Origin of the sequence: Polaribacter cellanae (assembly GCF_017569185.1) — a bacterium.
GTDB classification, from domain to species: Bacteria; Bacteroidota; Bacteroidia; order Flavobacteriales; family Flavobacteriaceae; genus Polaribacter; species Polaribacter cellanae.
Genome location: NZ_CP071869.1, coordinates 520,612 through 535,644, shown reverse-complemented (window position 1 = coordinate 535,644; position 15,033 = coordinate 520,612). Strand labels below are relative to the sequence as shown.

General features: G+C 29.4%; 16 protein-coding genes. 8 read left to right on the top strand and 8 right to left on the bottom strand.

Translation table 11 applies throughout. The features are described from left to right. The first annotated feature begins 148 nt into the window (after nt 1-148). Nucleotides 149-1,423 (top strand): serine hydroxymethyltransferase, encoded by a 1,275-nt coding sequence (glyA, locus tag J3359_RS02440; RefSeq protein ID WP_208079167.1) that lies wholly within the window; start codon nt 149-151, stop codon nt 1,421-1,423. Between the two features lie 212 nt (nt 1,424-1,635). On the opposite strand, the gene J3359_RS02435 is transcribed toward glyA, so the two are convergent. The 3 genes from J3359_RS02435 to J3359_RS02425 all read right to left on the bottom strand — a co-directional run bounded on the left by J3359_RS02435 (nt 1,636) and on the right by J3359_RS02425 (nt 3,637). Then, nucleotides 1,636-1,821, bottom strand: a complete 186-nt coding sequence (locus J3359_RS02435; RefSeq protein WP_208079166.1) for a CsbD family protein — start codon at nt 1,819-1,821, stop codon at nt 1,636-1,638. A 117-nt stretch (nt 1,822-1,938) separates the two neighbouring features. Beyond that, the gene (locus J3359_RS02430; protein ID WP_208079165.1) at nt 1,939-2,196 is read right to left on the bottom strand and encodes a hypothetical protein; all 258 of its coding nucleotides are present in this window, start codon (nt 2,194-2,196) and stop codon (nt 1,939-1,941) included. 97 nt (nt 2,197-2,293) lie between these two features. Then, the gene (locus J3359_RS02425) at nt 2,294-3,637 is read right to left on the bottom strand and encodes a DNA recombination protein RmuC (protein ID WP_208079164.1); all 1,344 of its coding nucleotides are present in this window, start codon (nt 3,635-3,637) and stop codon (nt 2,294-2,296) included. A gap of 92 nt (nt 3,638-3,729) precedes the next feature. On the opposite strand from J3359_RS02425, the gene J3359_RS02420 reads away from it, so the two are divergent. Continuing rightward, nucleotides 3,730-4,269, top strand: a complete 540-nt coding sequence (locus J3359_RS02420) for a 1-acyl-sn-glycerol-3-phosphate acyltransferase (protein ID WP_208079163.1) — start codon at nt 3,730-3,732, stop codon at nt 4,267-4,269. Between the two features lie 143 nt (nt 4,270-4,412). On the opposite strand, the gene pepT is transcribed toward J3359_RS02420, so the two are convergent. From pepT to J3359_RS02405, 3 genes are read right to left on the bottom strand one after another with little or no spacing between them, the layout of a single operon-like run. Then, nucleotides 4,413-5,654 (bottom strand): peptidase T, encoded by a 1,242-nt coding sequence (gene pepT / locus J3359_RS02415; protein WP_208079162.1) that lies wholly within the window; start codon nt 5,652-5,654, stop codon nt 4,413-4,415. After that, nucleotides 5,651-6,211, bottom strand: coding sequence for a hypothetical protein (locus tag J3359_RS02410; RefSeq protein ID WP_208079161.1), 561 nt, complete (start codon nt 6,209-6,211; stop codon nt 5,651-5,653). The genes pepT and J3359_RS02410 overlap by 4 nt, the downstream gene beginning before the upstream one ends. A 4-nt stretch (nt 6,212-6,215) precedes the next feature. Next, nucleotides 6,216-7,259: a WD40/YVTN/BNR-like repeat-containing protein gene (locus J3359_RS02405; RefSeq protein ID WP_208079160.1), complete on the bottom strand. Its 1,044-nt coding sequence runs from the start codon at nt 7,257-7,259 to the stop codon at nt 6,216-6,218. A 353-nt stretch (nt 7,260-7,612) separates the two neighbouring features. On the opposite strand from J3359_RS02405, the gene J3359_RS02400 reads away from it, so the two are divergent. After that, nucleotides 7,613-8,581, top strand: a complete 969-nt coding sequence (locus tag J3359_RS02400) for a patatin-like phospholipase family protein (RefSeq protein ID WP_208079159.1) — start codon at nt 7,613-7,615, stop codon at nt 8,579-8,581. 219 nt (nt 8,582-8,800) lie between these two features. Beyond that, nucleotides 8,801-9,703, top strand: coding sequence for a DUF72 domain-containing protein (locus J3359_RS02395; protein ID WP_208079158.1), 903 nt, complete (start codon nt 8,801-8,803; stop codon nt 9,701-9,703). 53 nt (nt 9,704-9,756) lie between these two features. Here J3359_RS02395 and J3359_RS02390 read toward each other — a convergent pair whose 3' ends face one another. Both J3359_RS02390 and J3359_RS02385 read right to left on the bottom strand, forming a co-directional pair. Continuing rightward, complete coding sequence (locus J3359_RS02390) at nt 9,757-11,244, bottom strand: GFO_1087 family putative carboxy terminal peptidase (protein ID WP_208079157.1); 1,488 nt, start codon at nt 11,242-11,244, stop codon at nt 9,757-9,759. A 2-nt stretch (nt 11,245-11,246) separates the two neighbouring features. Further along, nucleotides 11,247-12,704, bottom strand: coding sequence for a S41 family peptidase (locus J3359_RS02385; RefSeq protein ID WP_208079156.1), 1,458 nt, complete (start codon nt 12,702-12,704; stop codon nt 11,247-11,249). Between the two features lie 169 nt (nt 12,705-12,873). Between J3359_RS02385 and J3359_RS02380 the strand changes: the two genes are divergently transcribed. The 4 genes from J3359_RS02380 (at nt 12,874) to J3359_RS02365 (ending at nt 14,990) form a co-directional block, all read left to right on the top strand. Beyond that, the gene (locus tag J3359_RS02380) at nt 12,874-13,383 is read left to right on the top strand and encodes a GFO_1088 family ECF-type sigma factor (protein ID WP_208079155.1); all 510 of its coding nucleotides are present in this window, start codon (nt 12,874-12,876) and stop codon (nt 13,381-13,383) included. Beyond that, the gene (locus tag J3359_RS02375; protein WP_208079154.1) at nt 13,370-13,804 is read left to right on the top strand and encodes a PG0215 family putative anti-sigma factor; all 435 of its coding nucleotides are present in this window, start codon (nt 13,370-13,372) and stop codon (nt 13,802-13,804) included. The genes J3359_RS02380 and J3359_RS02375 overlap by 14 nt, the downstream gene beginning before the upstream one ends. Nucleotides 13,805-13,845: 41 nt before the next feature. Next, a complete protein-coding gene (locus tag J3359_RS02370) occupies nt 13,846-14,364 on the top strand; it encodes a GFO_1090 family protein (RefSeq protein ID WP_208079153.1) in 519 nt (172 codons plus the stop codon). Between the two features lie 83 nt (nt 14,365-14,447). Further along, the gene (locus J3359_RS02365) at nt 14,448-14,990 is read left to right on the top strand and encodes a GFO_1091 family lipoprotein (RefSeq protein ID WP_208079152.1); all 543 of its coding nucleotides are present in this window, start codon (nt 14,448-14,450) and stop codon (nt 14,988-14,990) included. The last annotated feature ends 43 nt before the right edge of the window (nt 14,991-15,033 follow it).

The following is a 15,033-nucleotide window of genomic DNA, read 5'->3' as shown; positions in this document are numbered from 1 at the left end:
TTAAAAAGAATTATCACGAATAACTAATTTTTAACATCCCTTTTTTTTGAATTGCATAAATCTTAATAAGTTGTTGAAAATATACAAAAAACTTATTCAATTCAATGTTGTTTTTTGTTATTTTTGATGCTTATATAAAACAAAGATAATGCAATTAGACAATCAAATTTTCGACCTTATTCAGGAAGAAAAAGAAAGACAATTAAGTGGGTTAGAATTAATCGCTTCAGAAAACTTCGTGAGTGACCAAGTTATGCAAGCGCAAGGTTCTATTTTAACCAATAAATATGCTGAAGGATATCCTGGGAAAAGATATTATGGAGGTTGTGAAATTGTAGATATTGTCGAGCAAATTGCGATTGACAGAGCAAAACAATTATTTGGTGCGGAATATGTAAACGTACAACCACATTCTGGCTCTCAAGCAAATACAGCTGTTTTTGCTGCCTGTTTAAAACCTGGAGATACAATTTTAGGTTTCGATTTATCTCATGGAGGGCATTTAACGCATGGTTCTCCTGTAAATTTCTCTGGTAAATTATACAACCCTGTATTTTATGGTGTAGATAAAAAAACAGGAACCATCGATTACAATCACTTAGAGCAACAAGCAAAAGAACACAAACCAAAATTAATTATCGCTGGTGCATCTGCATATTCTAGAGATATCGATTTTAAGAAGTTTAGAGAAATTGCAGATAATGTTGGTGCAGTTTTAATGGCAGATATTTCGCACCCTGCTGGTTTAATTGCCAAAGGAATTTTAAACGACCCATTGCCTCATTGTCATATTGTTACCACTACAACCCACAAAACATTACGTGGCCCAAGAGGAGGAATGATTATGATTGGTAAAGATTTCGAAAACCCATTTGGAGAAACTTTAAAAAGTGGAAAACCAAAAATGATGTCGATGTTGTTAAATTCTGCTGTTTTCCCTGGAAACCAAGGTGGACCTTTAGAGCACGTGATTGCTGCAAAAGCAATTGCTTTTGGTGAAGCTTTAACAGATGAGTTTTTAGAATATCAAATTCAAGTAAAACAAAATGCAGCTACAATGGCTAAAGAATTTGTTGCTAGAGGTTATCATATTATTTCTGGAGGAACAGACAACCACTGTATGTTAATCGATTTAAGAAATAAAGATATTTCTGGAAAAGATGCAGAAATCGCTCTTGGAAAAGCAGACATTACCGTAAATAAAAACATGGTTCCTTTTGATGATAAATCGCCATTTGTTACTTCTGGAATTCGTATTGGAACTCCTGCAATTACAACTCGTGGCTTAAAAGAGGAAGATATGGTTGCTGTTGTTAATTTTATTGATGAAGCAATTAAAAATGCTAATAATGAAGATGCTTTACACGCCATTGGAGAACGTGTAAACGAAATGATGAGTGCAAGAAGATTATTCGTAATGTAAAAGGCAATGCCTTCTGATAAGGTATAAAAACATAATTTTAAAAACCTGATTTCCTTTAATGGTTATCAGTTTTTTGAATGATTTTTTTCAAACTAACGCAATTATATTTAGCTTTAGGTATTTCACTTTTGTGTGATATAAACATAAAAAAAGCATCAAATTTTTAAACTTGATGCTTTTTTGTCTTTTTCTAATCAATTTTTAAAGTTGAATTACCAACTTTTTATTTCTTTTTCTATTTTTTCGCGAGTTTCGCCATATTTTTCTTGAATTTTTCCAACTAATTTATCAAAAGACCCTTCTGCTTCAGTAGATTCGTTATTGGTAATTTTACCAAGTTCTTCTTTAAATTCTCCTTTGATCTGTTTCCACTTACCTTCATTTGTATCTGAATTCATAATTGTCTTTTTTATGTACTAAAATGTTAGTACTGGTTTATAACACTACAAATTTAAAGGAAACTTATATCGAAAATTGACGTTATTAATTGAAATTGTAACTCAAAAGAAAAGTCTTTATTTTTTATCGGCTTTCTTATTGTCTGAATTCTGAATTTTATCTGCAATTCTATCGTTAGAATTATCAGTTGCACTGTGTACTTGATCTTTTAGTTTGTCTTTGTCTTCGCCTTTTAAACGATCTTTACGACTGTCTTTATCTTTATATTCGTCTTTTTTTACAGTTCCCTTTAAAGGATGTAAACCTCTTTCGTGAACATCTCCTGAATTTCCTTTGGTAACATTTTCTGCACTTGCTCTTTCTTTATTTGACATAATTTTAGGTATTTATTTTTAGTAAAATTAAGATAAATTCGCCTTTCGTTTTAACGATATCAATATAAAAAAGAACTCAAAAGAAGTTTAAATATCTTTAATCTTCGGAGTTCGCACGTTCTATAATATTTTCTGGAAGTGCTTTTTTAGCTTTTGCACCCATTTTTTTCAATTTTTCTACGCTAGAAATTAAGTTTCCTCTTCCTTCAAACAGCTTGTTCATAGCAGCATTATAATCTGTCTTAGAAGCATCTATCTTTTTACCAACCCCAATTAAATCGCTTAATAAACCATTAAATTTGTCGTACAAAGCACCTGCTTGTTTTGCAATTTCTAAAGCATTTCGTTGTTGTTTTTCGTTATTCCACATAGTATCAATCGTGCGTAAAGTCGCCAATAGAGTAGAAGGTGTAACAATTACAATATTTCTTTCGAATGCTTTATTGTACAAATTGGTATCTGTATTTAAAGCAACTGCAAAAGCAGGTTCTATAGGAATAAAAAGCAATACAAAATCTGGAGATTCTATTCCATAAATATCTTCGTATTTTTTATCACTCAATTGCTCTACATGTCTTTTTAATGAAGCTACATGTTGTTTTAAAAAACTCTCTTTTAGAAGTTCATCTTCTTCATTTATATATTGTTCGTAGGCAACTAAAGAAACTTTAGAATCTACAATCATTTTCTTGTTATCTGGCAAATGAATTACAACATCTGGCAAAACCCTCTTACCATCTTCGTTAGTAAAGCTTTGCTGTACATAATACTCTCTATCTTTCTCTAAACCAGATTTCTCCAACACACGCTCTAACACCAATTCACCCCAATTTCCTTGCATTTTATTGTCTCCTTTTAATGCTTTGGTAAGGTTTAAGGTTTCTTTACTCATTTGTTGGTTTAATTCTTTTAAGCCTAAAATTTGCTGACGTAAAGCAGCATGATAATCGATACTTTCTTTGTGTGTTTTGTCTACTTTATCTTCGAAAACTTTAATTTTTTCTTGAAGTGGGTTCAAGATAATTTTTAAATTTTCTTTATTCTGAAGCGTGAATTTTGTCGATTTTTCATCTAAAATTTTATTGGCCAAGTTTTCAAACTCTTTTGTGAATTTTTCATTTAGTTTCTCTACTTCACCTTTATTCTCTTGTAATTTTACACGTAAATTATCTACTTCCGATTCTTGTCTCGTGTTTGCAGTTATTAATTTTTCTTTTTCTTGCTGAATTGTTTTAATCTCTTTTTGCAACTCGATAAAATTATTTTCTACCATATCTTTAGATTGTTGCAACAATGCAACTCGTTCTTCTAAGGCAGATTTTTCTTTTTCTAAAGAAGTTTTGTCTTTTTCGAAATTTAATTTTGAAAGTAATTTCCCTATAAATAAGCCAATTACAGCAAATAAAATTGCAATTAGTAAGTAAATAAATATTTCGTTCATTATATAGATTTAAGTCCTTAAATTTATCACTTTAAAACATAACATAAAACCATTATAAAATGTTTTTGTAAACAATTGTTTTACTATTTATAATGAAAAGATTCGCTAAGTTTATTTTATATACAATTTTGGGTTGGAAAATTGAAGGTGAGTTTCCAAAACATCCTAAAAAATATATAGTTATTGCTGCCCCTCATACAAGTTGGGTAGATTTTCCTATTGCAATATTAACCAGAATGACCTTAGGAACTATGGTGCATTTTGTGGGAAAGAATTCTCTTTTTAAATGGCCTTTTGGCTATTTCTTTAAAGCATTAGGAGGAACACCTGTAGATAGATCTAAAAATAATAATTTGGTAGATGCCATTATTGATATTTTTAATAATAAAGAAGAATTTAGATTAGGTTTATCTCCTGAAGGCACAAGAAAAAAGGTAAAAAATTGGAAAACTGGTTTCTATTACATCGCAAAAGGGGCAAGTGTACCTATTGTAATGGCTACCTTAGATTTTGAAAATAAAAAGGTAAAAATCTCTGAACCTTACTATACAACAGACGATAAAGATGCCGATTTTAGACACTTTAAGGCTTTTTATAAGAATATAAAGGGAAAAAACCCTGAATTATCTTAATTTTTTGTATGTAATAAATAAAAAATGATTACGTTTGTAAAATGTAAATAGCTTTTTTAATAAAGATTAGGGGCTTTATTATTAAAAATTTACATCTAATAGCATACGCTATGATATAAGTCTCCAGTTTTCTGGAGACTTTTTTATGCATATTTTTCAGGTACTTTTTTTGCTATTCCTACAATTACTTCTGTTGCTTTTACCATAGATTCTACAGGAACATATTCAAAACGTCCATGAAAGTTATGGCCTCCAGCAAATATGTTAGGGCAAGGTAAGCCTTTATATGAAAGTTGAGAGCCATCTGTTCCTCCACGAATTGCTTTTATTAAAGGTTTAATTCCTATTTCTTTCATTACTTCTTCTACAATATCTACAATATGCATTACAGGAACAATTTTTTCCTTCATATTAAAATATTGGTTCTTAATTTCTACTTCCACCAAATCTTTATTGAATCGTTCGTTAAAATCAAATGCAATTCTTTGCATTAGATATTTTCTTTTTTCAAACAAATCTAAATCGTGATCGCGAATAATATATTCTAATACTGTTTTTTCTACATTTCCATTCAAATCATGTAAATGAAAGAACCCCTCATAATCGCTTGTTTTTTCAGGGACTTCTTCTGGTGGAAGTGACGCAATAAATTCGTTTGCAATAAGCATAGAATTTATCATTTTTCCTTTTGCATAACCTGGATGTACAATTTTTCCTGTAATTGTTACCTTGGCACTTGCTGCGTTAAAGTTTTCGTATTCTAATTCTCCAATTTGGCTACCATCTATTGTATATGCCCATTCTGCATCGAATTTATTAACATCGAATTTATGTGCCCCTTTACCAACTTCTTCATCTGGAGTAAAACAAATTCTAATTTTTCCGTGTTTAATTTCTGGATGTTTTATTAAATATTCCATCGCAGTTACAATTTCTGTAACTCCAGCTTTATCATCTGCACCCAAAAGTGTGGTTCCATCTGTGGTAATAATCGTCTGACCTTTATATTGTAATAAATCTTCGAAATAATCTGGAGAAAGTACAATGTTCTCTTCCTCATTTAAAATAATATCATTTCCTTGATAGTTTTCTACAATTTGTGGCTTTACGTTTTTCCCTGTAAAATCTGGACTTGTATCTATATGAGCCACAAAACCAATGGTTGGCACTCTATATTCTATATTACTTGGCAAAGTAGCCATAATGTAACAGTTTTCGTCTAAAGTAATATCTTCCAGCCCAATATCTGTTAAATCTTTTACAAGTACTTTTGCCAAATTCCACTGATTTTCTGAACTGGGAAAAGCAGTATTATTTGGGTCTGATTCTGTATCTATTGTAACATATTTTATAAACCTGTCTGTAATGTGTTTTTTCTCAATCATTTTTTATGTATTTTTATTTTTTCTAACAAACTAATTGCTTTACAAATTCTTTTATTTACTAAGGAATCTCCATATATTTGGGCAGTTACCATTAATAAATTTTTCGCATCTAATTTCGTAAATATTTGCAAAACCTGGTACTTAAAAGTACTTTTTTTACCAATAGAAATTGTATAATAACTAGGTTTATTTAAAAAGTTAATTTCTTTCGCTTTTCTTTGAATTAGTTTTTTTGATAAATTTTCTTGTTCAATTTTTAATTTAAAAATATCGTTAAAATTAACAAATCCACTCATATAATTTACATCTAAAAGTAACGATTCTGTAAGTTCTTTAATGGTATCTGCAGAATAAATAGACGATTGGCGAGCATCTGTATATAAGTTTGTTTTCCAATCTTTTGGAATTTGTAAAGAAAATAGATTTTTAGCATCTTTTACTTCTTCTAAATTCTCTACAAATACAACTTTACAATTGCATTCTTTTTGAAGTTCTGTTTTTTGGTTGCAAGAGAAAAGTAGGAGTATAGTTACAATTCCTAGTATAAAATGTTTCATAAAATTAGTACAAGTTTAATTTACCAATTTTATGATGCCCACTTAACCAAGCATTATTTTCGTCTACAAATTGGATGCTGTAGTAACTTTCTTTAGAAATATCTTTCCAAGTTTTTCCACCATCGTTAGAAAAAGAAACACCAGTTTTACCTACTGCAAAAACTTCTTTTCCATTTGTATTTGGCACATATTGTACACAACTTTTATAATTGGGGCTTTTTCCGTCTGCAACGATTGTCCAAGTTTTTCCTCCATCTGTTGTAATTGCTTTGTTTGCTATGTTTTCTTGTGGTTTAGAGTAATCTCCACCCACTGCAATTCCGTTATTTTCGTCATAAAGATCGATGGAATAAATTCCTTGTGGACCATTTCCTTGCACAAAAGGAGTCTCGAAAATTTGCCAAGATTTGCCATAATTGGTAGATTTTAAAACTCTCGCTTTTCCACCTCCAGAAGCAATCCAAACTGTGCTTCCAATGGTAGCGATATTGGTGTTACTTGCTGCAAAAAAAGCTTCATCTTTTTCGATTTTTGGTAAATTATCGCACGGAATTTTATGCCAAGTTTCTCCACCATCTTCTGTTATAATTATAGAGGCACAGTTTTTTGTGGGGTCTCCAATTGCAATTCCGTGTAAATTATCATCAAAAAAACTAAGTGCATCGTAAAATACTTTTTCGTCTTGTTCTTTGTAAACTAAAGTAGAATTTCCTTCAGAAATTTTGTATAATAATGCAGGATTTCCAATGGATAACGCAAAATAACTATCTCCATTAAAGGCTAAACTTCTAAAATGTGGAACGACAGAATCTTGGTATTTAATATGCAAAGCATTCCATAAAGTGCCACTATTTGTCGTAAAACCAACATCTCCATTTGAACCTGCATAGAAAACACTTACGCTATCTACAGCCTGAATTGCACGAATGCTAGAACCTTCTATTTTAAATTCTTTAATAGAAATTGTATCTATATTTCTTGGTAGATATTCTTGCCTACAAGACATTAAAAAAAGGAAAACAAAAATAAACTCGATAATTCTTTTCATTTTTAATATTTTTATGCGACTAAAATAAAGTTTTTTTTAAGACCAATTAAATTTTACACCATTTCTGTTTTGAAATTACTGTAAAAAAAAATAATGATTTTTTTTATCTATAAGAAAGAAAACAGAAATATTAGTTATGGTGTTTTTTTATTTTAAAGTAAAAAGGAAAAAAGCGTGTTTTAACGCTAATTTTAATGCAGAAATGATATTAGATACATTCATAATAATACTTTTAAATAAAAGTGGTCATAAAAAAACTTTATTTTTAGATTCCCTTTTTTAAGGGAATAACAATTTTATAGCAAGTCTTTAAACAAAAAGGGTAGAGATTTTTTTTAACAAATAAATAAAAAATGAAAAAAGCATTGGTAATTTCTGGAGGTGGAAGCAAAGGCGCATTTGCTGGCGGAGTTGCGCAATACTTAATGAAAAAAGAAGGGAAAGAATACGATTTGTTTTTAGGAACATCTACAGGAAGTTTAATGGTTTCTCATCTTGCATTAGGAATGCTAGATGAGTTAAAAGAATTATACACAAACGTTAATCAAGAAACAATTTTTAGTAACAATCCGTTTAAAATTAGAAAAGTAGCTGGTGAAAAAGTCATTTCAATAAATCATTTAAATACTTTGTGGAATATTATAAATGGTAGAAAAACGTTTGGAGAAAGCAAGAATTTACGTTCTCTTATCAAAAGAAAAATAACCAAAGAAATGTATGTTAAAATTAGAGCTGCAAACAAAGAGGTAGTGGTTACGGTTTCTAATTTAACAGCAAACCAAATTGAGTATAAATCTATAAACGACTGTACTTATGATGATTTTTGCGACTGGATTTGGGGATCTTGCAATTACGTTCCTTTTATGAGTTTGTTAGAAAAAGATTACTGCCAATATGCAGATGGTGGTTTTGGTTCTTTAGTGCCAATAAGAGAGGCTATTTTGCGTGGAGCTACAGAAATTGATGCGATTATCTTAGAAACAGAAGTTACTCAATTTAACAGATTGCCTTCTAAGAACCCATTTTCGTTATTGTTTGAGGTGTTCGATTTTATGTTAACACACGTAGAAAGGCACAATATTACTATTGGTAAATTAGCTGCAACCAATAAAAACGTAAAGTTAAATTTATATTATACACCAACCATTTTAACTACAAATTCGTTAGTTTTCGACGAAAATTTAATGCGTAAATGGTGGAAATCTGGTTTTAAATATGCAAAAACAAAACGAGAAGAATTAATGAGCGAATTTAGACCAGACGTTCTTACAGATCAGGAAATCGAAGAGGGAATTGAAGATGTAGAGAAGTTGAACATTTAATTTTTTTTTTGGAAGCTATTTCCTTATTTTAACACTCGCTTTTTTTCAAAAAAAAATGAAAAAAGAGCTCAAACAAATGTTTCTCCTGAAATTTCGGGAAGTGCATACTTGTTTATTAATTTTATTAAATAAGTAAATTTTTTGTAATGTTAAAAGCTTCTAAAAAACCTTCAGATTTAAAAAACCTGAGGGGGCTGAAAATAATTTTAAAACAAAAAAATGAAATTCGGAAAAGTAGAAAATCCAGAACTCATAGATTTTACATTACCAGAAACACATAAAAATACTTTTCGTGTTTTAAAAAGGTATAATAAACTTGAAAAAACTTCTATTTATGTAGGTTGTGCAAAATGGAACAGAGCAGATTTAAAAGGTTTTTATCCAAGAGGCACCAAAGACGAACTCGAATATTATTCTACACAATTTAATTCTATTGAATTAAATGCTACTTTTTACAGAAATTTTCCAGCACAACAATTTGAAAAATGGAAATTGAAAACTCCAGATAATTTTAAGTTCTTCCCAAAATTAGGTCAAGAAATTAGCCATTGGAAGCGTTTAAATGGAGTGGAAGAGATTACCAATTCTTACATCGATAATTTTAGTAATCTTCAAGAAAAATTAGGAACTATTTTTTTACAATTGCACGCAAATTTTGGTCCAAAGAATTTTAGTATTCTCCAAAATTTTGTGGAGAGTTGGCCAAAAAATCTTCCATTAGCAGTAGAAGTAAGGCACAAAGATTGGTTTGAAGACAAAGGAATTGCGAACGATTTTTATCTACTTTTAGAAGAAAATAATATTGCCAATGTTTTGGTAGATACTGCTGGTAGAAGAGATATGATGCACATGTGTTTAACAAATAACGAAGCATTTATAAGATATGTTGGCACAAATCACGCTACAGATTACGATCGTTTAAACGATTGGGTAGATAAATTAAAGCAATGGAAAGAAGCTGGCTTGCAGAATATCCATTTTTTTATTCATCAGAATATAGAATTGGCTTCCCCTTTATTGGCAGCTCATTTTATCAAAAAAATAAACCTAGCATTTAATTTAGGTTTAAAAATTCCGAATGAGAAAAAAACAGACAAAAACGGACAAACAAGTTTGCTGTAAACCAAAAAAAACCAGCAAAATAGCTGGATTCTTTCAAAATAAAATATATTTTTTTATTTAAAATCGGTATACATATTATTGCTTGCTGGTGTTGCCAATTTCGAATTGAAGATTTCTTCAGTAGGAGTAAAGGAAGCCTTATTTTTTCCAAATGGTTTCATACCTGTAGAAATATAAGTTAAAGTCCTATTTAAAAGAGGATCCGAACGTTCTCCTAAAATACCTAAGTTTTCGACATCTTCCGCTAAAATAATTCCATTAAAATCGGTTTTTGGATTAATTCCTTTAGGATAATTCTTTCCATCTTTATTCGTAATTTCCAAAACAATTGGCTGCATTGCATAGGTGTGCTTTACATTTAAATTTTTACCATTTCTAGTTAAATTTTCGGAATCGTATAATGTTATAGAGCCTACTTGCTTTCCAACAGTTGTGGTTCCAACTATTTTTACATCTATATAAGAACTTAGAGAATTAATTACCAGTTCAGATGCAGATGCTGTACTTCCAGACACAATAAAATAAACTCTAGATAAACCTAAACTATTTATAGTTTCGTCTAAAACAACATTTCCATTAGAATCTATATTTTTAATTTTAGTAGGAAAGTTATTAATAAATCGACTTGCAGGGCTAACTTTAGTTATGCCTTTATTCCAAATTTCTTTCGAATAAACTTGTCCACCAAATTGTCCTGTAACCATACTTCCTAAATAAGAGGCTGTTGAAACAGAACCACCTCCATTATATCTTAAATCGATAATTAAATCGTTTACTTTTTCGCTCTTAAACTTGTTAAAAGCAGCGTTTAACTGTCCATCGTAGTTTCGTGCAAATTGGTTGTACAGTAAATAACCTATTTTTTTGCTTCCTTCTGGAATTACTTTTGCAACTGCCACAGGATTTTCTTGAATTTCTGTTTTTGTTAAAGAAATTGTTGTTCCATTTGCAGTTGGGTTTCCATTATTAAAATTAGCCAAGCTAATTGACAAAGCAGTGTTATCGCCAAATAATAGTGTTCTAAAATTGCTTTTTGTAAGCTGTGTTCCATTAACGGAATTAAAAAGCATTCCTCTTTTTACATTTTCTGTTGCTGCGCTAGATTTCGGAACTACGTATCTAACATATCCATAAACTTTGGTGCTACTATTTTTATATTTACGTAAACCAAACTCCATTCCTGTTGTAGTATTTATACCTTTAAAAGAATTTTCTAAAGCTACGTAATCGTCTACAATCCAAGAAAAACGATCGATAGTTCCTGGTTGAGATAGTAAATTTTTAAACGTATTTTTAGGAGAATCGTACTTTCTAAAATAAGTGTAAATTTCTTCTAAATTACTAAATCTATTATCCGCTAAATCTGGAACATCTTTTTTCCATAAATAGTACTTATTTAATCCTTTTCGTATAAAAAAATTAATCTCATCATTTACTGTTACTACGAATTCTGGATCTAAAACGTCGTTTTCTTCTTTTTTACTACAGCCAGTAGATATAAATAGAATCGATAAAAAACTTGCAAAAAATATTTTCTTCATTTTTAATTTGTATTAGGTAAATCTTGTTTTATAAAAACTCCTTTATCTATAGCTCTTTGTGCATTAATCGAGTTGTAAATATATTCGAAATTATTAGGGTTACAAACAACATTTGTACCAGTGTTTCCTGAAGTTATGTAGGTTAAAACACGATCTAAAATAGGATCTGATCTTTCTCCAAGAACTCCAAGGTTTAAAATATTTTCATTTGGGCACAAATTTATGTTGGGAGTAAATCCGTTTTTATAAGTTTGGTCGTCTTTATTATAAAAACTTAACACAATTGGTTGTAAAGCTACTGTGTGAGACTTATTTCTGTTTCCAAAATCGTAATCATCGGAGTTATATAAAGTAATAGAGCCTGTATTGTTTCCAGCTGTTTGTGTACCAATTAAATGTACATTAATATAAGGTTTTAAGCTGTTTATTAATAATTCTACTGTAGAAGAACCAGAAAAATTATCTCCATTTAATATAATGTAAACATCTTTTAAGTTTAGACTATTAAAATTTGTAGTTTCATTTAGTTTGGATGGAAATTTTGTTACCAAAGAATCTGGCTGATTTTGCTCAAACCAAGATTGTGCTTTCGAATTCCATTTTTCTTTTATAAAAATTTCATCTGCAAATTGCCCTGTAATTAAACTTGCCAATTTAGCCATATTTCTAACAAAACTTCCTGTACCTATGTTATAACGCAAATCTAAAACAAGTTCGTTAACAGCATTGTTTTTAAAATTTAAGAAAGTGGTATTTAATTCGTTGATATAATTTTTAGAGAAATCGTTATTATACATCAAATACCCAACATTATCTGCTCCAATTGGAATTGTTTTTTCTATAAAAGTTGCAGGATATGTATAGTTTTCTCGAGTTAAAGAAACTGTTTTTGCATTCGGTGTAATCGTAGTTCCATTGAAATTTACCATATTTAAAATAAAAGTATCTGCTCCACCCAATAATAAATCTCGGAAATTGGCTCTTGTTAGTTGTACACCATTAACAGCATTAAAAAACTCTCCACGTTCAATATTTTTTGATGCTGCATTAGAATTTGGTAAAACATGTGTTACATAGCCAATTACATTGTCTGGATTTCCTTGTTCTGCAATAATTCCAAATTCCATTCCGTTTGTAATTGCTGTTCTTAAAGGAGTCTCCTTTAAAAGAACGTTATAATCTTCTATTAAAGTAGATTTTTTGTCATTTGCAATTAACAAAGACGAAAACAATTCATTATAATCTAAAAAAGTGCTTAAATAATTGTTCAATTGAATATCCGAATTAAAACGTCTATCAGATAAATCTTTAATTTGATCTTGGTACAAGTAATAAGCATTTAAACCTTTCCAAACAAAATCTTGAACAACTAAATCGTCTGGAACTTTATATTCTTTAGAACATTGTGTAAAAGAAAAGGCTAAAAATAGAATGTAAAAAGCTTTTAAATAGTTTTTCATTAATAAATAGATATAGTTTCCGTACTAAATTTAACGCAATTTAAACATAATTAGTATTATTTTTAAAATATCGTGTAACAAAATAAATTGCAACTCGTCGTAATAATGTAAATCCAAAAATAAGAAAGGAGAAAAGCGATAGATTTACAAAATAAATGAACCAATAAAAATGAACCAGTCAGACTTTTTAAAAGTTGTTTTACCATTTAAAGACAAGGTATTTCGTTTAGCAAAACGATTGTTAGTTTCTACAGAAGAAGCCGAAGATGCTACACAAGAACTGTTTTATAAATTATGGAAAAGTAAAGAAAAAATCGCAGACTATAATAATGTAGAAGCATTTGCAATGACAATGACCAAGAATTATTGTTACGATCGTTTAAAATCGAAACAAGCAAGTAATTTAACATTGGTACACAGTAATTATAAAGAGAAAAATACGTCTTTAGATAAAAAATTGGAATATCAAGACAGTGTAAACCAAGTACACAAATTGATAGAAAATTTACCAGAGCAACAAAAAATTATTATTCAACTTAGAGATATAGAAGAATACGATTTTGAGGAAATCTGTAAAATGGTAAATATGAAACCTACAGCAGTAAGAGTTGCATTATCGAGAGCGAGAAAAACAATAAGAGAAGAATTAATTAAAAAACACAACTATGGAGTTAGCTAACATAGAAAAATTAATAGAAAAATATTTAAACGCAGAAACTACTTTGCAGGAAGAAGCAGCCTTAAAAAACTATTTTAAAGAAGGAATTGTGGCACCCCATTTGCAAGAGTATGCATATATATTTAATTATTTTGGATCTGCTAAAGAAGAGAAATACACGAAAACCATAAAGTTAGAACCTAAGAAATCGAATAAGAAAAACTTTAAATGGTTTTCTGTTGCAGCATCAATACTATTACTGTTTAGTGTATTTGTTGGAAAACAACAATACAACAAACATCAACAAAGAAAAGAAGCCGAAAAAATTTATGCACAAGTAAGTAAAGGACTCGAATTGCTTTCTACAAATTTAAAAAAAGGAGAAAATGCAGTCGCTACTTTATATACATATGAAGAAAGTGTAAATAAGATATTAAAATAAACCAAGTAACAATTAGTAAAACCAAGTAAACAAGAAAAATCATGAAAAAATTAATAATATTATTAGCGTTTATAGTTGTACCAATGGCAACAAGCGCACAGTCGTTTTTCGACTCATTAGAAGATATCGATGGAGTAGATATGGTTGTTGTAAACAAAGACATGTTCGAACTTTTATCTAAATTTAAACCAGAAAAATTAAAAGATAATAAAGCTATGCAAGTTTTTGAAATGATTAAAGACTTAAATAGTTTAAAAGTTTTTTCTACAGACAATAAATCTATTGCAGAAAAAATGGATTTTATAGTAGGAAAAGCAATTAAATCGCAAAACTTAACAGAGTTAATGCGAATTAAGGAAGACGATTCTCGTATTAAAATTTATGTAAAATCTACAAAAAACAAAGATTTTGTTAGTGAAGTTCTAATGTTTATTAAAGATGTAGATAAAAAAACGAAAGGTACTTTAGATGCTAAAATCGTTTCTTTAACAGGAAATATAGATATTAATAAAATGTCGGATTTAGCAGATACATTTACAAACGGAAAAAGTAAAAAGTAAATTTTACCCCCTCAATTACAAACCTAAAACTTGTAGTGTTTATTAGATAAGATAAGTGCTACAAGTTTATTAAAAAAAATACAATGAGAAAATTAACCACAATATGTACTTTGTTGTTTTTGGTTGTTTTTGCAAGTTCTTGTAAAGACGAAAAATCACTTCAACAATATTTTATAGACGTTCAAGAAAAAGAAGGTTTTGTAAATGGAGACTTACCTGTAAGTTCTCTATTAACTCTAAAAACAGATGTTTCTAACGATGTAAAAGAAACCATAAAAAGCATTAAAAAAATTAATGTTGCTTATTTTGTTAAAACAGCAGATAACGAAGCTACATATCAAAAAGAAAAAGCAACTTTAAAAAATGTTTTTTCTAGCAAAGCTTATAAAAATTTGATGACTATGAAAATGAATGGAATGAATATGAAGGTGTATTATACTGGAAATACAGACTCTTTAGACGAAGTAATTCTTTTCGGTTATGAAGACAAAAGCGGAGTTGGAGTCGCAAGATTATTAGGCGATAATATGAATCCTACTAAAATAATTGAAATGCTAAACAGCGTTAAATTCGATGAAGATGGAGCTTCTTTAGAACAATTTGCAAACATTTTTAAAGAAAAATAAAATTTCAGAAAATATTTTTTAAAACACCTCAGTTTCATTAGAA